Raw genomic sequence first — 18,546 nt, forward strand, 5'->3', positions numbered from 1 at the left:
CGAACAGTATTCCGGCGACTACGACGACAGCTATGACGACGGCTACGGCGGGGCCGCCTTGGCGTGTGGGCGGGCCCGGGCGCCCCCCCCCGCCCCCCCCCCCGACCGAGCGGGGCCCGAAGCACCGTCGGCCGCGAAGCCGAACCACCACCCGAAACGTTATGGTTCCATAACCTAAGGCAAATGTTGCGGAACCATGACATCAATCGATTAAAAAATCGTATGTACCTCGAAGATGTTATGGATTTACGTCACCAATATGATGTTGCGGTACCCTAACATCATGGCTCAGTCGCGAATCCCCCGCCGTATTGTTCAGCTGGGTGCGGCGCTACGTAAAGCTCGTATGCAGGCGGGGTTGACCCAGCATCAACTGGGAGAGCTGGCCGGAGTCTCCCGTCAGCTCGTCAGCCGAGTCGAGGCAGGTAGCCCGCGGAGCGAGATCGCCGGTGTTGCGCAAATCGCCGACGCGCTGGGGATGCGGCTGGTGGCTGTCCCGTCGGAGCAGCGCGCGGCCCCGGAGAAAGACAGGCAGGCAGTGCAGGACCTGATCAGCAGGATTCGGCGTGGGCAGGCGCCGGAATCAAGCGCCTTCGACGATCATGAGTGACCTTCTCGTAGTGCTGAACGGCAGGGTCGCCGGCGCGGTGACTCATACCGGTGGGCGCCCTCGGTTCACCTACCTCGAGGACTATGCCGACGACCCGGAGCCCACTCCACTGTCGTTGTCGATGCCGGTGGCCGCGCGGACCTACGATCATCGGGTCACGGCGCCGTGGCTGATGAACCTTTTGCCCGATGACGCGAACGTTCGCGAAGGGCTGGCCCGCGCGCTCGGAGTTCCCTCCGGTGACCCGACCGAACTATTGGAACAGATCGGCCGCGATTGCGCGGGGGCGGTCCAGCTCGCCACGCCCGAAGAACTCCAAGAGATGCTGACCCGCCCCGGCCGCGTCGAGCCGGTCACCGACCGCCAGATCGGCGACCGGCTGCGGGAGCTGCGACGAGCGCCTCAGTACTGGATCCGGTCCGATGAACGCTGGAGCCTTGCGGGGGCCCAATCCAAGTTCGCGATCGTGCGCACAGCTGACGGCAAATGGGCGTACGCACATGGCAACTCCGCGAGCACTCATATCGTGAAACCCGGAATCACACGCTTCGGCGACCAGGCCTTCAACGAACATCTCTGTCTGCGGGCGTTGGCCGCTCTCGGAATAAGCGCCGCGGTATCCGAATTCACCGATTTCGACGGCGAGCCCGCACTGGTGGTCGAACGGTACGACCGATTGCCGGCTCCCGGCGGAACAGTGATTCGTCTGCATCAGGAAGACATGTGCCAAGCATTGGCGGTGCGTCCGGAGCGGAAATATGCATCCGAAGGTGGGCCTTCGGCAGCTGCGATAGCCCGGCTGCTGGGTCGGGAGGCCACCCCACAGGACGTGGACCGGTTCGCGGACAACGTCGTTGCGCAGTACCTCCTCGGTGCACCCGACGCCCACGCCAAGAACTATTCGGTGATCCTCGACGGCTTCGACGTCGTCCTCGCACCGAGCTATGACGTGGCGAGTTCGCTTCCGTACGACCCCGAACGCGGATCGGCGCTCGGCAGAGTGGCCATGCCGATCGGCGGTCGCGCCCGATTCGGCGAAGTCACGCTCCATCACGTAGCGAAATTCGCCCACAGTATCGGAACCGATCCGGAGCGGCTGGTCGCCCGGACGCGGGAACTCGCCGCTGCGCTACCGGACGCTCTGTCGGAGGCCGGTGGTGTCCGGACAGTCGAGCCTGCCTCGTTTCGTGCCCGTCTGGTGGATACGGTGGCGGCGCACTGCTCCACGATCGATACCACGGAAGTGCGCAGATCCGTTCCGCGTTCCCCCGGGTCCGGAGGAATCCAACCAGTCACGAAAACGGATCAGTGAATCTCTCCGTCGGTTACCACCCGAGTGAGCCTCGATCCCAAGGTGGCGTGGTCGGTTACCGTGCAGCCGAACTGCTTTGTCCGGTCACGACACGGCCGGTCTGCTGTGATGCTCGGCGCCGGAAAGGCGGTTGATTGTTTCGGCGAGGGCCGGTGCGTTTTCCAGATGCGGGGCATGGCCCACACCCGGAAACTCGTATCGGGTCGTGCCGAGGACTCGGGCGAGAGCGGCCACCGAATCGTGCCGGGGTGCGGGTGAATTCTGCCCGACGGAAAGGGTGGTCCGGCCCGCCCGCGTACCGAGGGGTTCCGGTTCGAATCGGCGGAACATGCTCAGTTCGCCTGCGACCGTTTCCGAGGTCGCAGCGGTCATCTCCGGCGACCACGACGATCCGTACAGGGCGCGGCCGAATCCGGCGACCCCGTCGCGGGCGAAGGCCCGCGCGACCTCGTCGAGCAGTCCGGGGGCCAGCGAGCCCGCGGCCGGCTCGTGCAGCAGTGCCCCGGCGTACTCCACCCCGCGGGCCGCGAGTTCCAACCCCAGCGTCGCTCCGCCGCTGACCCCGACCACCAACGCCCCCTCGCACAGCGGTGCGAGGGCGGCGATTTCGGTGTCCATATCACCGGATTGGGGCCGGTCGGGGCAGTGGACGTCCACAGAGGGGCCGAGTGCGGCGACCGTGGCCGCCCACACCCGGCTGTCCGTGGCGACCCCGTGGATCAGGACGACCCTCATGCGGTGACGGTCTGCTTCCCGAGCGCGGCGAGCAGCTGGTCGGAGGTGGCGACCGCGCCGAAGATCCCGCCCTGCATGGTGACCATGCTCAGCGCGGCCTCGTGGTGTTTCTGCTCGGTGGCACCGGTGCAGTCGGCGAGCACCAGGCATTCGTAGCCGCGGTCGTTGGCTTCGCGCATGGTGGTGTGCACGCAGACATCGGTGGTGATCCCGGTGAGCACGAGGTGGGTGATACCGGCGCTGCGCAGCAGCAGGTCGAGGTCGGTGGCGTAGAAGGCGCCCTTGCCCGGTTTGTCGACGATCGGTTCGCCGGGGATCGGGGCGACCTCGGGCACGATCTCCCAGCCGGGTTCGCCGCGCACCAGGATGCGCCCGCACGGCCCGACGCTGCCGATTTCGGCGCCGACCTGCGCGGACCGCCAGCGCTTGTTCGCGGGCAGATCGGACAGGTCGGGCCGGTGGCCTTCGCGGGTGTGAACAACGGTGAAACCGATATCGCGGGCCGCGGCGAGCACGCGGGCGGTGGGTTCGAGGCCGGCGCGGGTGAGTGCGAGGTCGTAGCCCATCTGGTCGACGTAGCCGCCGGGGCCGCAGAAATCGGTCTGCCAGTCGATCAGCAGCAACGCGGTGCGGGCCGGGTCGATGGGGCCGTCGAAGGGCCAGGTGTAGGGGGTGGCGTCCACGGTGGTGGGGGTCATGCGGGAATCTCCTTGGTGCGTCGCGCGGCGAGGGTCGCGCAGAGGGTGAGGATGAGGGCGGCCACCACGAAACCGATGACGGCGTCGGACAGCCAGGGCGCGAACTCGTGGGTGATCAGGGCCGCGACGGCGCCACCGGCCCAGGCGAGGAAGGCGGGCCGGTGCCAGCGGGCGCGGCGGTCGCCGGCGCCGAGCCCGAACCGGGGGAGGACCAGCTGATCCAAGATGACGACCGCGCCGATCGGCGGCACGATCACGCCCAGCAGGTTGAGCCACTGCTCGAAGTACGACCAGATCCCTGCCACCGCGAGCACCACCCCGACCGCGCCGAGGATCAGGGTGAGCCGCCGCATCTTGCCGCCGGAGAGCTGGCTCCAGCCCACCGCGCCGTTGTACAGGCAGTGGGCGCAGACCGAGCCCAGGTTGATGAACACGAACGCCACGGCCAGCGGCACCAGCAACCCGCCGTGATCGACCAGCAGTCCGAGGAAATTCCCGCCGTCGGCCGCGGGATCGGCGCTGCCGCCGAGCGCCACGACCAGACCGCCGATCACCAGCGCGATCGAATTGCCCACCGGGAACGCCGATGCGGCGGCGAGGAAGGCCTCGCGGCCGTTACGCGACCACCGGGTGAAATCGGCGGTCATGGTGCCGGAATCGACGAACGAGGCGATCACCAGCGTCACCGCGGCGCCGAAACTCATGGCGGCCGCGCCCGCGCCGCCCTGGTAGGAAGTGGGTGAACCGCCGCCGTCGGCGACGGCCAGCCCGACGGCGACCAGCCCGAGCATCACGTAGACCGGGGCCGCGACCATACCGATCGCCGACAGCGCCCGGATGCCGAGCAGGGTGACCCCGATGAACGCGATCCCCGCCGCGAGCGCGGTGAACTGTTCGTGCCAGCCGAGGGTGTCGTGCAGGATCGCGCCCGCCATTCCGGTCTGGAAGGCGAACCAGCCGATCACGATGGTCGCCAGGAACGCCGACGGCAGGAACGCCCCCGCCTTGCCGAAACTCTCGGCGGCGGTGAGCGCGAAGTTCTTACCGGTACGCCCGGCGATCACACTCAGCCCGCCGACGTAGAGCAGCATGCAGATATTGCCGACCGCGATGGCGAGCAGGCCCAGCCAGAACCCGAGCGAGTACACGATCAGCCCGCCGAAGATGGCGCAGGTCAGCACCATCGGGAAACCGAACCACACCGCGGAGACCGAACCGAGGCCGCGGCGGCGGTCGGCGGGCACCGGGCGGTCTTCGAATTCCTCTATCTCCCAGTTGTTCTCGACTTCGGTGCGGGTGGTGGTCATGACGCGTCGTTCCGTTCGGGGGTGGGGAGTTCGTAGATCACGGTGATGCTGCCGCCGCCCGGCGGGCCCTGGTGTTCGGCACCGCCGGAGACGTACACCGCGCCGTCGCCCTTGAGCCCGGCCAGCAGGCCGCCGACGGCGGCGCGGGCGTGCCGGGTGGCGTTGATATCGGAGTCGGTGAGCATGGTGTGGCGCAGGCCGCGTACCGAACCGGTGGGGTCGGCTTCGGCCTTGGCGAAGATCTGGCGCACCGTGCCGCCCTCGGCGGCCACCCGGGACAGCAACCGCTGCACCCCGGCGAGGTCGATGGCGTCGGCCATATGGCCGTGGACCGCCCGCAACGGGTTTGCCGCCGTAGGACTTTCGGCGATCACCAGGATGTGGCAGTCGTCGAGTTCGGCACCGGCGCTGGCCGAGGCGCGGGCCGACCACACGTCGGTCTCCCCGGCGAGTGCGCGCAATGCGGTCTCCCGATCGCATTCACCCAGTGCGACGGCGATGCCCAGCGCACTCGCCGCCCGGGAGTGGCCCATGGACGCGTAGGTGTCGGTCGCGACGGGTACCTGTCCGGCGGCGTACACCGCGGCGATGGCATCGGAGGTGAGCAGCGGGCATTTCACCAGGACCAGATGCACATCGGCCGGGGTGACACCCAGCTCGGCCAGCAGTTTGCCGACCGTATCGGTGACGGTGTCCACCTGGGCGGCACGGCCGATCTCGGCGGGTTCGAGCGCGCGGCTGCGCCGGGCCGCGGCGACCAGGCCGCGATCGAACCCGGGATGGCGGGCCTCGTCGCGGACGAAGAGGTTCACGTGCGGGCTCAGCACACCCTCGGTGCCACCGGAGAACACGGTGACCGCGGCCGCCGGGATCCGCGGCTCCCAAACCGTGGCGGCCAGGCCGCGGCTGAAATCGTTGACGCAGCCGTTTCCTTCGGTCTTGCCGATCACCGAGACGAGATCGTCCGAGCTGTAACCGGATTCGCGGAGAGTATCGAGGGGGCGGGTATCGCCGGGGTCGGCGGTGGGCACGGTGAGCAGGGCGATACCGGTCATACGGCGCTCTCCTTCGAAGTCCGGGTCGGGGTGAGATGGTTGAACAGGAGATTCAGGACGAACGCCACGATGACCGTGCTGGTGATCGCGCCCCCGGCGATGATCCGCACCGACGACGGCAGCCCCTCGTACACCTCCGGGGCGACCACCGGGATCATCCCGATGCCCATCGCCAGCGAGACCACGAGCAGGTTGTCGTTACGGCGGTAATCCACCCGCGCCAGCGTCGCGATGCCGACGCCCGCGACCGTGGCGAACATGACCAGGCTCACCGAGCCGATCACCGGCCCCGGCAGATTGGCGACGATTTCGCCCATCTTGGGGACCAGGCCCAGCGCCACCAGCAACCCGCCGGCCACGGCGACCGCGCCGCGGCTCGCGACACCGGTCATCCGCACCAGGCTCACGTTCTGCGCGAAGATCGTGTCCGGAACGAGGTCAGGAAACCGGCCAGCACCGCGGAGGCGCCGTCGGCACTCAATCCGCGGGCCAGTTGCTTCCGGTCCAGGGGGTGGCCGAGGTTGTCGGCCGTAGCCATCAGGTAGGCGGTGGACTCGGTGAAGATCACCAGCATCACCAGGCACATCGAGATGATGCCCGCGATGGGGAAGGTCGGGGTGCCGAAGAGGAACGGGTTCGGCAACCCGAACCAGGCGGCGCTGCCCACCGCGCTGAAATCGGTGAGTGAGAACGCGGCCGCGGCGAGAGTGCCCAGCACCAGTGCGATCAGCACCGCCGACTGGGCGATCAGCCCCCGGCCGTAGCGCATCAGCGCGATGATGGTGACAACCACCCCCGCCGCCAGCGCCAGGGGAGCGCCACCCGCGGGCTCGTCGCCGAAAGTCATGGATACGGCCTTGCCGATCAGCGACAGCCCGATCATGGTGACCGCCGCCCCGCGCACCATCGGCGGGAAGAACCGCACCAGCTTGGAAAACGGCACCGCGACCAGCACACCGAATATCCCGGCCGCGATCATCGCGCCGTACACCGCGGACAGCCCGTACTCCTCACCGATCAGGATCATCGGCGTCACCGCGGTGAAGGATGCCCCCGCCACCACCGGCATCCGCGCCCCCAGCAACTTCCCGATGCCGAGGGCCTGCACCAGGGTGATGACGCCGGCGACCAGCAGGTCGGCGTTCACGAGGGTCGCGATGGTGGAGGTGTCCAGCCCGAGCGCGGCGCCGAACACCAGCGGCACCGCGACACAGCCGGTGTACATGACGAGCACATGCTGGATACCGAAAAGCGCTGTGCGCCAGAAGGACAGTGTGGGCGGTGGATTCAGCGGCGGCGACTGGGGCGGGGCGGCGTCGGTGGACATAGGACCTGGCCTCGGGCAGAAGAAATAAGCAACACCAGAATTTGTATACAAACAACGTTTCCGCGATGTTGCTCAACGTTCCATCGCCGTGAACTATGCAAGTGATCGGAGCTATGGCGAGATTCTTGTATACAACCTTTGGACGACTACCTCACCGCAAGGAGAAAGCCCCGGCGCCGGGCAAGTGCGGAAACGGCCCCGGCCGCTCGAAGTCATGGATCCGGCCCATCCCTCGTACTACGGGACCACGACGGAGAGCCGTGTCGCGCGAGGCCGGCCTTCGGCGCCGGTGCGGTGCGGCGGGCTCAGTCCCCGGCGCTGTCGGCATCCAGGTCGTCGAGCAGGCGTTCGTCGCGGGCGATGTGTTCGTCCATCAAGTAACCCGCCTGCACCGGCGACCCGCTGAGAACGGCCTGGGCGATCGCGGCGTGATCACTCCACGACACGGGCGTCCTGGTATCCAGCCGCTGGCCGAATATCCACGACACGCGCTCCAAGATCTGCTCCAGCATGACCTGGAGTTGCTGATTTCCGGACGCCTCCGCCACCAGCATGTGAAACCGCAGCGTCAAGGAGGGCAACTCGTCGTGGTCGTGCGCGATATCGACCGACCGCCCCAGCTCCACCACCCGCGCCAGCTCCCCGGCCACCGCCCCGCCCCGGTTCTCCGCCGCCAGCTGCGCCGCCAGCACCTCCAGCCCCCGCCGGATCTGCACCAGCTCCCGCGCCGCCGACCCGGACGGCGCGGAAACGGTCGCCCCGCGATACCGAACGAGCGTGACGAACCCTTCGCTCTGCAACTGCGACAGTGCCTCGCGCACCGGGATCCGCGAAACCCCGAACCGCTCGGCCAGATCCACTTCCCGCAGCCGATCCCCAGGTGACAACCGCCCGGCGAGAATATCCTCGCGCAGCGCATCCGCGACCGCCGCGCGAGGCGCGGTCCGGCCGGTGTGCTGCGAAGCGGTCACTCTGTGAGGGTAATGGTCATCACCCCGGCGACCTGATTCCGGAGTGGCGGCACAGCGGCCGTGCGGCTGCCGACGTGGACCGCGAAATGTAGGTGTGGGCTGTCCTGGGTGGCGGATGGCCGGGGCTATTCCGCCGATTCGGCGGCGGGTCTGGCTGCGCGAGCCGCGGAGCTGCTCGATCGAGCCGTGTACCGATCGGGTCGATGAACCGGCCGATTCATTCTCCGGTACTGACCTGGCGGGCAGCCGAATTCGTTTTTGAACGCGTGGGCGAACGCGAATTCGGAGGAATAGCCGGCGTCGCGGGCGATGACCGTCAGCGCTGTGTCGGTGTCGCGCAGTTGCCGAGCCGCCAGGGTCATGCGCCACCAGGTGAGGTAGGCGATGGGCGGCCGGCCGATCAGTTCGGTGAATCGGCGGGCGAAGCCTGCCCGCGAAACCCCCGCGTGGGCGGCGAGTTCGGCGACAGTCCAGCCGTGGCCGGGCGAGCCGTGGATCGCCGAGAGCGCCGCGGCGACAGTCGGGTCGTGCAGCGCGGCCGACCACCCGGTGTCGGCTCGGCGGTCGAGCCAGCGGCGCAGGATGTGCAGCAGTAGGGCGTCCAGCAGCGAGCGGAGCAAGGCATCGTGTCCAGGCTGCTCGCTGGTGAGTTCGCCGTCGAGTAGGTCGACGATCGCCCCGATCGGGGTGTGGCGAGTTTCCGGGGCGGGCAGGTGGATGAACTCGGGTAGGTCGGCGAGCATCGGGTGCGACCGGTTTCGATCGAGCAGGTACGCACCGCACAGCAGTACGGTCTCCGGTCCCGGTTCGGTGGCGGTGTCCGGCCGGGGCGGGCGCGGGTTCACCCGGCGGGACGAGGTGGCAGCGGGACGTAGTGGGGTGGCCGGATCGTCGGCCAGCCCATGGGCGCATCCTCCGGGGAGCAGGACGATATCTCCCGGCCGCAGCGCGATCGGATCGCCGGCCGGGGGCAGGAACCAGCAGGTGCCCGCCAGAACCACGTGAAATCCTGCGGCATCGAAGGCGGGAAACCGCCGCCCGAACGGCGCATGGTGGCTGACACGGCCCGAATGGGGCACGCCGATCCGCATCGCGGCCACCACATCGGAAAGGGGATCCACGCATCAAAAGTATCAAATCAGAGTTACATCGAGACGGATTCGTATGAATCCTGGAGTATGCCGCATTGAACGTCGCGGTTTGTGGCTTTACGTTCGAATCGCCGCTGATCATGCGGCGGACTCGATCAGCCACAGGAGTTGACATGCTCATCACCGTCTACGGTGCCAACGGCTATCAGGGCAAGCTCACCCTTGCCGAGTTGTCCCGCCGGGGGATGGAAGTCCGGCTCGCCGGCCGGGATCGGAGGCGGCTGGAATCTGCGGCCGCCGAGGTCGGAATTCCCCGCGCCGAGCTCCGGGTGGCCGGCCTCGGCGATCGTGCCGGCCTCGTCGCCGCTTTGGCGGGTAGCGATGTCGTCATCAACTGTGCGGGACCGTTCACCACTTCCGGCGCAGTGCTGGTCGATGCTGCGATCGCCGCCGGCGCCCACTATGTCGACACCGCGGGAGAGCAACTATATGTAAAGGGCGTTTTCGATTCCTTCGACGGCGCCGCCCAGCGTGCGGGTGTCACGGTCGTGCCGGCGGTCAATGACGGATGCTTGCCGGGCGACCTGCTCGCGCAGGTGATCGGCGAGCGGACCGGGCCGCTGGCGGAGATCACCGTCAGCCACTTCATCTCCGGTGCTGCCGGTCTTTCACGCGGATCGCTGCGCTCGGCGCTGGTGACGATGGGCACTATGCGGTCAGGCGGACTGACCTATGACGACGGTGCCTGGCGCAGCGGCGTTCCGGCCCGGCGCGATCGAATCACGCTGCCCGGCGGGGAGTCCGTCGCGATGGCCGCGCTCCCGACGTGCGAGGTGGTCACCATTCCCCGGCACGTGCAGGTCGATCATGTCGAAAGCCTGCTGGAGGCAACGTTGAAGGCCGGCCTCGAAACGCCCATCACGCCGGAATCGATCGCCGGGCTTCCCGCAGGACCGACCGAGCACGAGCGCGCCGCGCAGCAGTTCACCTACCTGCTCGACGCCGTGGATCATCGAGGTCGGCAGACCCGGGGAGTCATCCGCGGCCGCGACACCTACGGAACCACCGCCGTCGCCGTGGTCGAAGCAGCTCGGCGACTGGCGGCAGGTGGCACCGGCGCCGGCGTCCGGGCTCCCGCGCAAGCCTTCGATCCCGCCGGCTTCCTGGAAACCCTCTCCGCCCACGGCCTCACCTGGACCGTCGAGGTGATTCCGGCACCGAAGTGACACTGCGGCGTGCCCGGCCGGCGGCAACGGGCCCCTAATAAGCAACAAAAGGTTGCATATAGGGAGTCTCGGGGCTAATGTCATGCGCAACCAATGGTTGCCTATATGGAGGTGCGGGATGGAATTCGGGAAACTGGAGCGCGAGATCCGTATCGATGCGGCGCCCGAAATCGTGTTCGAAGTGGTGAGCCGGCCCGAACATATGAAGTTGTGGTGGCCCGACGACGCGACCTTCGACGCGGTACCGGGCTCGGTCGGCACACTGGTCTTCGACGAGCACGGCGGGGCGGAAACGATCAAGGTGGTCGAGGTGGAACCGCCGCGCCGGTTCGTATTCCGCTGGATCGCTCCGGACGGTGAGCTGCCCGAGGCGGGCAATTCGCTGCTGGTCACCTTCGAGCTCGAACCCGCCGATGGCGGCACGATCCTGCATCTGACCGAGAGCGGCTGGCGGGAGAAGGGCTGGGAGGCCGCCATGCTGGAGCAGGCGTTCCACGACCACGAGCACGGCTGGGACCTGTACCTGCCCAAGCTCCGCGACTACGCGCCGTCCGTGGTGCTGCGATGACGGTCGCCGTCGACGACGAGCTGTGGTCGGCGATCGGGGACCCCAACCGGCGCCGGCTGCTCGATCTGCTGCTCACCGAAGGGCCCGGTACGCCGACCGGGCTCAGTGAACGTCTCCCGATTTCGCGGCAGGCGGTCACCAAACATCTGACGGTCCTCGACCGGGCCGGGCTCGTGCACGCGACGCCGATGGGCCGCGAGCGGCGCTACGAGGTCGACGAGGCGCAGCTGGCCCGGGCGGTCCGGCAATTGAAAGAAGTCGGCCGGACCTGGGATTCGCGCCTGACCCGTATCAAGCGCATCGCGGAAGAAATCCAGCGCCGGCGCGGCGACTGAAACGAGTGGCCGCCGGCGGAGATCTCCGGCGGCCTGCTCGGCCTCTGCCGGATCCGGCGGCAATGCCGAACAGGTCTTCGTGGCGCTTCCGGCTACGGAGGTGATGCGCGTGCTGATTGTTTGCTCGCGGGACCGCGGCCGCCAGCTCCGGCCGTTCCGGCGATTTCCTTGTGCGGCATCCCATCACGGAATCGGCGGCGTGGTGAAAGATAACCGGAATTCGTGGCCCGCCGGCTGATCACAGAGCGGTTTACAGATATCGCCGGAGTCGGCCGACAGCCCGCGGGGGGCCCCATCGGTTCGTCCCGGTTTCTTTCCGGTCGGGGCAGTTCGGGGTGTTTCCGGCTGCCCGGATACCCTGTGGCCCAGGCTGTCCTGCGTCAATCGGGATAGCGGAAAGCCCTGCCTCCGGGGCCGCCGTTCCCGGAAATTCTGTGCGCGGCCCCGAGTGCGCGGAAAGCTGTTAGTGAATTCCACGGACTGTTCCTTCGGTTACCGAAATGGCGGCGAATCGGTTCTAGCGTCATCGGCTGTCATCAGGTGTGGCGAATGGGTTCACCACTGCGGGAACCGGACCGCGCCTGTGCGCAGAAAGGTAACTGATGAAGCGAACAACCATCCGCGGGTCGCTGCGTACCACTGTGGTGGCGGGCGCCGCGATTCTCGCGCTGGGGTTGCCCGGTGTGGGCGTGAACGCCCAGCCCGCTGCGGCGCCGACCGAGCAGCAGCTGGCCGACGTGATCGCCGGGGGGCTGAAGGATCCGGCGGCGAAGCCGATCGTCGATTCGGGCAGTGCGTCGGGGTCGGCGTGTAATTCGGGGAGCGGCACCGGGTCGGGCAACGGGTCCGGTGACTGCTACGGCGGTTCCGGGTCGAGTTCCGGTCTGTCCGGCGGATTCTCGTCGGACACCGTGGGGTACGGGCCGCCGGCCACCGCGTTCCTGGCGGCCTTCGGGCACAGCCTGCTGAATCCGGAGGTGGCTCCGCCGGGTTCGAACGATTGGAGTTGTAAGCCGACGGCGCAGCATCCGGAGCCCGTGGTACTGATCCACGGCACCTGGGAGAACGCCTACGACAACTTCGCCTATATCTCCCAGCCGATCCACGACGCCGGGCACTGCGTCTTCACCTTCAACTACGGCCGTTCCAATTTCATCCAGGGTGGTGGGGTCGGACCGGTACTGCCCGGCCGCAACGGCACCGGCTACATCGAGGATTCGGCCAAGCAGATCGCGGTGTTCGTGGACCGGGTGCTGGCGGCCACCGGTGCGCAGAAGGTGAATATCGTCGGTCACTCCCAGGGTGGCGCGGTCTCGCGGCAGTACATGAAGTTCGAGGGTGGCGCCCCGAAGGTGAACCACCTGATGACCTTCGGTGCCACGAACCACGGAACCACACTGCTCGGAATCGGTGCGCTGGGGCGGGCGATCAACAACCTCGGGATCGATGTGCTGGGGCTGGTCGAGATCTTCGTGGGCCATTCCGGTATCCAGCAGACGGTCGGGTCGAACTTCATCAACAACCTGAACGCCGGTGGTGACACGCTGCCGGGCGTGAACTACACGATCGTGGGCAGCCGCTACGACGAGATCACGACCCCCTTCGATTCGACCTTCCTCACCCCCGGCCCGGGGGCGACGGTTCGCAACATCACCATCCAAGACGGGTGTGAACAGGATCTGTCCGACCACCTGAACATGATGTACTCGCCGCGGGTGCTGTCGATCATCCTGAACACCCTGGATCCCGCGCAGCCGCTGGTGTGCGCGTTCAATCCGTGGCTGGTCGGTGGGGGCGGCAAGCTCTGACCTGCTACGGCTTCCTCCCATGGGGAATCGACCGGACAAGGCCCGAAGCGGTTCGGCGGTAGTGTATTCCGCCGGCCGCTTCGGGCCGATTCGCATTCCGCAGCGAGCTGCCGCGCGCTCGGCTTCCTACGAGCTGGTGGGTGCGACGGTTTCGAAGAGATTCATCTTGTAGGTGGTGACCGGCGGCGGGAACACCGCGCGCAAGAGCTTCATCCCGATTCGGTAGCGCCGGGGCCATATGCGGGCCACGGCCGGTTGGGGAGTGGCGAAGGTCCGCGAGTCGAGGAGCCGGAGACCGTATTCGGCGAGCGCGCCGGGATCGTCGCACAACCATTCCATTCGTGCGCTGACCTGCTTGAACACCGGGTTGCGGTCCTGGCTGCCCAGCATCGCCGCACCGCCGGTGTCCAGCGCGAGCCGGCTGCCGGGGAAACCCTGCGCGATCCGGGCGAGCGTGGCGTGCACGGTGCCGGCGGGGAAGTACAGCAGCACCGCTTCGCTCAGCAGGAACACCGGGCCGCCGGGTTCGCGGATCCGGTCGAACCAGTCGGTATCGAGGATCGAGCCGTCGAGCATGGTGTAGCGGTCGCGGTCGGTGAAGAATCTGCGGCGCAGTGCCATGGTGTCGGGCAGGTCGAGGTCGAACCAGTGCAACCGGCCGTTGTCGAGGCGGTCGAATCTGGTGGACAGCCCGCAGCCGAGGTCGACCACGGTGGCGTCGGGATGGTCGGCGAGGAAGGCGCGCACGTATTCGTCGAAGATCGACGCCCGCAGGACCGAGCCCGGCAGCGAAGGGCCGCGGAACTTCGCGAAATCGTAGTCGATCGCGGAGACCAGTTCGATGGCCTTGGTATCGCGGAGAATGCTGTCCGGCCGCCCGGCATCCTGCGCGCGGCCGTACAGGGGAATCAACAGGGTCTCTTGGACCGCACCGAGCGATATCGCCTCACCCACCCCCTTAACGTAGCCCGATTCCGGGCAAAACGGTGCGCTACGTCGAGCGGGGTGTCGCCGGTCCGTTTCAGCTGGTGGAGGCGGTGGCGAACGGTGTGCCCACGGGTGCGGCGGCCCGGTCGACAGCGCGGCGCCACACACCGCGCTGCTGCAGGATCGGCAGCACTCCTTCGCCGAACCAGTACGCCTCTTCGACGTGCGGGTAGCCCGAGAGGATGAAATGGGTGATACCGAGACGGGAGTACTCGATCAGCCGTTCGGCGACCTCCTCGTGCGAGCCGACGAGTGCGGTACCCGCGCCGCCGCGGACCAGGCCGACACCGGCCCACAGATTGGGCGCGATCTCCAGCCGGTCGGTGCTGCCGCCGTGCAGTTCGCGCATCCGGCGCTGGCCCTCGGATTCGCTGGCGGCCAGATTGTTCTGGACCCGTTCGATATCGGCGGGGTCGATGCCCTGGAGCAGGCGGTCGGCCTCGGCCCACGCGGCTTCGGAGGTATCGCGAGTGATCACGTGCAGGCGGATACCGAAATCGAGCGTGCGACCCCGGTCGGCGGCCAGGCCGCGGATCCAGTCCAGCTTCTGGCCGACCGCGAGCAGGGGTTCACCCCAGGTCAGGTAGGTATCGGCGTACTGGGCGGCGACCGGACCCGCCGGCCCGGACGACCCGCCGAAGAACACCGGGGGCACGGGGTCGGGATGGTTGTTCAGCAGGGCGTTCTGCACCCGCAGATGCTTGCCCTCGAAAGTGAACGGTTCGCGCGATTCCCACAGCTCGCGCACGATGTGCAGGAATTCCCCCGTGCGTTCATAACGCTGTTCTTTGTCCAGGAAGTCGCCGAAGGCGCGCTGTTCGTGCGGTTCGCCGCCGGTCACCACGTTCAGCAACAGCCGGCCGCGGGAATGGCGCTGGAAGGTGCCCGCCATCTGCGCGGCGAGAGTAGGGCTCACCAGCCCGGGCCGGAACGCCACCAGGAACTTCAGGGTCTCGGTGGTTTCCACCAGCATGGCGGTGGCCAGCCAGGCGTCCTCGCACCAGGCGCCGGTGGGGGTGAGTACCGCTTCGAAGCCGTTCTCCTCGGCCGCGCCCGCGATCTGGTTCAGGTAGCGCAGTGAGGCGGGCCGGTCGCCGGACATGGCGGTGCCGTGCCCCCCGGCCATCAGACCACGCGAATCTCCGTAGGTGGGCAGGAACCAGTGGAACGACAGGCTCATTCGGCAATCCTTCGCGGGTCGCGGGCGGTCGGGTCGCGGGTCGAACCGCCGAGTGCCGGCGGGCGCTGCCCGGCCGGGCTCCGGGGATCGGACCGATCGTCGATTCTGACCGCCCCGCACCGATCGGTCACTCGTTCCGATCGCCGGGATTTTTTTCCGGCCCAGAGTTCGACGAGGTACTCACGGCGGCCTCTCGGGTATCGCGCGTGAGAGGGGCGGCTCGAAGGCGCCACCGGTTCGGCGGCGGTGACGCTGTTCGGGGTACGGATGGGCAGGCGTTTCGATCTGGCTGCGCGAAACGGGTGAGTGTTCACCCGCGGTCGGTGATCGTGAACCGATGACCTCCACCGCACCGAAACCTGTTTCCGATGCCGATCTGGACACGCTGTTCGCGCCGGTCTACGCCGAGATCGCGGCGGGCGCGGTCGACCGCGAAATCGACCGCCGGCCGGCCCACGACGAAGTCCGCCGGTTGCGCGCGGCGCGGTTCGGTGCCCTGCGGGTGCCGGTCGAATACGGCGGGTTCGGCGCGAGTGTGCGGCAGTTGTTCCGGCAGTTGATCGAACTCGCCGCCGCCGAATCCAACCTGCCCCAGGCGCTGCGGGTGCATTTCGCGTTCGTGGAGGATCAGCTGCTCGCCGAGCCCGGGCCCGCACGGGACCAGTGGTTGCGGGCGGCGGCGCAGGGGACGCTGGTGGGGAACGCGATCACCGAACCCGGCACCGGCGCGGTGGACCGGTATCAGACCCGGCTGACCCCGTCCGGTGACGGCTGGTTGCTCAACGGCACCAAGTACTACAGCACCGGCTCGCTGTACGCCGACCACATTCTGGTGGCCGCCGACCGCGACGGGGAACGGGTCGCGGTGCTCGTCGACGCCGCCGCCGAGGGCGTGCGTCAGCACGATGACTGGGACGGGTTCGGTCAGCGGCTCACGGCCAGCGGGACCACCGAGTTCACCGATGTCGCGGTACCGCCCGACCGGGTGCTCGGACCGGGCTACGGTGTCGCCGGGCCCACCTACTCGACGGCCTACCTGCAGCTCGTGCAGCTCGCCGTGCTCGCGGGCATCGCGCAGCGCGCCGAACGGGACACCCGTGAGTGGGTGGCGCGCCGCCGCCGCGGGTACACCCATTCGGTGGCGGATATACCGCGCCACGACCCGCTGGTGCAGCAGGTGATCGGTCAGCTGTCGGCGGCCGCGTTCAGCGCGCGGGCGAATGTGCTGGCGGTCGCCGGACTACTCGACGATGTACTGGCCGCCGGGGCGCAGGATGAGGGCGCCCTGGTGGCCGTCGAGCTGGCGGCGGCCCAAGCGCAGCTCTCGGTGATCGACACCGTACTCCCCGCCACCAGCCGGCTGTTCGAGGTGGGCGGGGCCTCGATCGTGTCGGAGGGCCTGCGGCTGGACCGGCACTGGCGCAACGCGCGCACCATCTCGGTGCACAACCCGGCCATCCAAAAGGCCCGCGCCATCGGCGACCACCTGCTCAACGGCGCCGAACTCCCGTTCGCGTGGAGTGCGGGCGAGCGGACCGGCGGAGCGGCACGATGACCCGGCGGATCCGTTTCAACGCCTTCGATATGAACTGCGTGGCGCATCAGTCACCCGGACTGTGGCGCCATCCCGCGGACCGATCGCACCGGTACAAGGAACTGAGCTATTGGACCGAGCTGGCGGGCCTGCTCGAGCGCGGCCGGTTCGACGGGCTGTTCATCGCCGATGTTCTCGGCACCTACGACGTCTACGGCGGCAACGATCGCGCCGCGCTGCGCCAGGGTGCGCAGATCCCGGTGGCCGATCCGCTGCTGCTGGTCTCGGCCATGGCCGCGGTGACCGACCACCTCGGCTTCGGGATCACCACCGGTACCGGTTTCGAGCATCCCTATCCGTTCGCGCGGCGGCTGTCCACGCTGGATCACCTGACCGGCGGACGAGTCGGCTGGAATGTGGTCACCGGGTATCTGCCCTCGGCAGCACGGAATTTCGGCGCCGACGATCAGCTGGACCACGACGACCGATACGACCAGGCCGACGAATACCTGGAGGTGCTGTACAAGCTGTGGGAGGGTTCCTGGGAGGACGACGCGGTGGTCCGCGACCCCGTGCGCAATATCTACGTGGACCCGGCGAAGGTGCACCATATCGGGCACGCGGGGCAGCATTTCACCGTTCCCGGTATCCACCTGTCCGAACCGTCCCCGCAGCGCACCCCGGTGATCTACCAGGCCGGGGCGTCACCGCGCGGGGTGCGCTTCGCGGCGGAGAATGCGGAGGCGATCTTCGTGGCCGCACCGTCCAAACGCGTGCTCACCCAGACGGTGGCGACCATCCGCGACGCACTCGCGACCGCCGGACGCGACCGTTACGCAGCGCGGATCTACGCCTTGGCGACCATCGTCACCGACGCCACCGACGAGGCCGCCCGGCGCAAACACGAGGAGTATCTGTCCTACGCCAGTGTGGAGGGCGGGCTGGTGTTCATGTCGGGCTGGATGGGTATCGACCTCTCCCGTTATGACCTCGACGCCCCGATCGGCGCGGTCGAGAGCAACGCGATCCGTTCGGCGGTGGCCGCGTTCCAGGAATTCGACGACGACGGCCGGGAATGGACGGTCCGCGATATCGGCCGGTGGGCGGGTATCGGCGGGATCGGGCCCGTGTTCACCGGGTCGGGGGAGACGGTGGCCGATCGGCTGCAGGAATGGGTGGCGGAGACGGATGTGGACGGGTTCAATCTCGCCTACGCCGTAACGCCCGGGACCTTCGAGGACATCGTCCGGTATGTGATTCCGGTGCTCACCGAACGCGGCGCCTACCCGGCCGGGTATGTGCCGGGGACCTTGCGCAACGCGTTGTTCGAACGCGGTGACCGGCTGCCGCCCGAGCACCGGGGTGCGCGCTACCGGCTCGGTGGGCCCAGGTCGACGGTGCTGCCGGACGACGTGGCGCGCGGTGCGGCCGAGGAACTCGCCCGGTAGCGGCCGCGGGGCGAACGCGAATCGGAGTTCAGGAGGTGGTCAGGGAGTCGACGAAGATTTCGGCGACGGCTTCGATACCCCGGCGGTCGATTTCGTCGAACCGGGCGAGCCGGGGACTGTCGAGGTCGAGGACGCCGATCAGGTCGCCGGCGCGGACCAGCGGTACCACGATTTCCGATCGGCTGTCGGCGTCGCAGGCGATATGACCCGGAAAGGCGTGGACATCGGGGACCAGTTGGGTGCGGCGGGGGTTTTTGGGGGGGAAGCCCCCCCCCCCCCCCCCCCGGGGAACCCCCCCCCCCCCGGTTTGGCCGGGATGGGGCGCCCCCCCGATGGGGGGGGGGGGGGGAATAT

At 68.2% G+C, this 18,546-nt stretch carries 17 protein-coding genes and 1 pseudogene; 8 read left to right on the forward strand and 10 right to left on the reverse strand.

Annotated features, from left to right (window positions below; all coding sequences use genetic code 11):
- Nucleotides 1–283 precede the first annotated feature (283 nt).
- Nucleotides 284–610 (forward strand): helix-turn-helix domain-containing protein, encoded by a 327-nt coding sequence (locus QH276_RS09395; RefSeq protein ID WP_280398806.1) that lies wholly within the window; start codon nt 284–286, stop codon nt 608–610.
- A complete protein-coding gene (locus tag QH276_RS09400; protein ID WP_280398805.1) occupies nt 603–1,922 on the forward strand; it encodes a type II toxin-antitoxin system HipA family toxin in 1,320 nt (439 codons plus the stop codon). The genes QH276_RS09395 and QH276_RS09400 overlap by 8 nt, the downstream gene beginning before the upstream one ends.
- 84 nt (nt 1,923–2,006) lie before the next feature.
- Here QH276_RS09400 and QH276_RS09405 read toward each other — a convergent pair whose 3' ends face one another.
- The 7 genes and pseudogenes from QH276_RS09405 to QH276_RS09440 all read right to left on the reverse strand — a co-directional run bounded on the left by QH276_RS09405 (nt 2,007) and on the right by QH276_RS09440 (nt 9,136).
- Entirely contained in the window at nt 2,007–2,657 is a 651-nt protein-coding gene (locus tag QH276_RS09405; RefSeq protein ID WP_280398804.1) for an alpha/beta fold hydrolase, read from the reverse strand.
- A complete protein-coding gene (gene biuH, locus QH276_RS09410) occupies nt 2,654–3,355 on the reverse strand; it encodes a biuret amidohydrolase (RefSeq protein ID WP_280398803.1) in 702 nt (233 codons plus the stop codon). Before biuH ends, QH276_RS09405 begins: the two co-directional genes overlap by 4 nt.
- Entirely contained in the window at nt 3,352–4,662 is a 1,311-nt protein-coding gene (locus tag QH276_RS09415; RefSeq protein ID WP_280398802.1) for a cytosine permease, read from the reverse strand. Before QH276_RS09415 ends, biuH begins: the two co-directional genes overlap by 4 nt.
- Nucleotides 4,659–5,717 (reverse strand): ring-opening amidohydrolase, encoded by a 1,059-nt coding sequence (locus tag QH276_RS09420; protein ID WP_280398801.1) that lies wholly within the window; start codon nt 5,715–5,717, stop codon nt 4,659–4,661. The genes QH276_RS09415 and QH276_RS09420 overlap by 4 nt, the downstream gene beginning before the upstream one ends.
- A pseudogene (locus QH276_RS09430) lies at nt 5,714–7,044 on the reverse strand (nucleobase:cation symporter-2 family protein). The gene QH276_RS09420 and the pseudogene QH276_RS09430 overlap by 4 nt, the downstream one beginning before the upstream one ends.
- Nucleotides 7,045–7,349: 305 nt before the next feature.
- Entirely contained in the window at nt 7,350–8,015 is a 666-nt protein-coding gene (locus QH276_RS09435; RefSeq protein WP_280406699.1) for a GntR family transcriptional regulator, read from the reverse strand.
- A 125-nt stretch (nt 8,016–8,140) separates the two neighbouring features.
- Entirely contained in the window at nt 8,141–9,136 is a 996-nt protein-coding gene (locus QH276_RS09440) for an AraC family transcriptional regulator (RefSeq protein WP_280398799.1), read from the reverse strand.
- Between the two features lie 143 nt (nt 9,137–9,279).
- On the opposite strand from QH276_RS09440, the gene QH276_RS09445 reads away from it, so the two are divergent.
- The 4 genes from QH276_RS09445 to QH276_RS09460 all read left to right on the forward strand — a co-directional run bounded on the left by QH276_RS09445 (nt 9,280) and on the right by QH276_RS09460 (nt 13,043).
- A complete protein-coding gene (locus tag QH276_RS09445; protein WP_280398798.1) occupies nt 9,280–10,332 on the forward strand; it encodes a saccharopine dehydrogenase family protein in 1,053 nt (350 codons plus the stop codon).
- 118 nt (nt 10,333–10,450) lie between these two features.
- Nucleotides 10,451–10,900: an SRPBCC domain-containing protein gene (locus QH276_RS09450; RefSeq protein ID WP_280398797.1), complete on the forward strand. Its 450-nt coding sequence runs from the start codon at nt 10,451–10,453 to the stop codon at nt 10,898–10,900.
- Entirely contained in the window at nt 10,897–11,235 is a 339-nt protein-coding gene (locus QH276_RS09455; protein ID WP_280398796.1) for an ArsR/SmtB family transcription factor, read from the forward strand. The genes QH276_RS09450 and QH276_RS09455 overlap by 4 nt, the downstream gene beginning before the upstream one ends.
- A gap of 602 nt (nt 11,236–11,837) precedes the next feature.
- The gene (locus QH276_RS09460; protein WP_280398795.1) at nt 11,838–13,043 is read left to right on the forward strand and encodes an esterase/lipase family protein; all 1,206 of its coding nucleotides are present in this window, start codon (nt 11,838–11,840) and stop codon (nt 13,041–13,043) included.
- Between the two features lie 126 nt (nt 13,044–13,169).
- Here the strand turns inward: QH276_RS09460 and QH276_RS09465 are convergent, their stop codons facing one another.
- On the reverse strand, nt 13,170–13,997 hold the full coding sequence (locus QH276_RS09465) for a class I SAM-dependent methyltransferase (RefSeq protein WP_280398794.1): 828 nt from the start codon (nt 13,995–13,997) through the stop codon (nt 13,170–13,172).
- A 67-nt stretch (nt 13,998–14,064) separates the two neighbouring features.
- The gene (locus tag QH276_RS09470) at nt 14,065–15,210 is read right to left on the reverse strand and encodes an LLM class flavin-dependent oxidoreductase (RefSeq protein WP_280398793.1); all 1,146 of its coding nucleotides are present in this window, start codon (nt 15,208–15,210) and stop codon (nt 14,065–14,067) included.
- 337 nt (nt 15,211–15,547) lie between these two features.
- Here QH276_RS09470 and QH276_RS09475 point away from each other — a divergent pair, with 337 nt between their 5' ends.
- Entirely contained in the window at nt 15,548–16,765 is a 1,218-nt protein-coding gene (locus tag QH276_RS09475; RefSeq protein WP_280398792.1) for an acyl-CoA dehydrogenase family protein, read from the forward strand.
- Complete coding sequence (locus tag QH276_RS09480; RefSeq protein WP_280398791.1) at nt 16,762–18,192, forward strand: LLM class flavin-dependent oxidoreductase; 1,431 nt, start codon at nt 16,762–16,764, stop codon at nt 18,190–18,192. The genes QH276_RS09475 and QH276_RS09480 overlap by 4 nt, the downstream gene beginning before the upstream one ends.
- Before the next feature lie 28 nt (nt 18,193–18,220).
- Here QH276_RS09480 and QH276_RS09485 read toward each other — a convergent pair.
- Nucleotides 18,221–18,546 (reverse strand): GAF domain-containing protein (locus QH276_RS09485; protein ID WP_348536953.1); only part of this gene is annotated, 326 nt, incomplete at its 5' end.

The sequence above is a fragment of the Nocardia carnea genome, assembly GCF_029869215.1.
Lineage (GTDB): Bacteria > Actinomycetota > Actinomycetes > Mycobacteriales > Mycobacteriaceae > Nocardia > Nocardia carnea_B.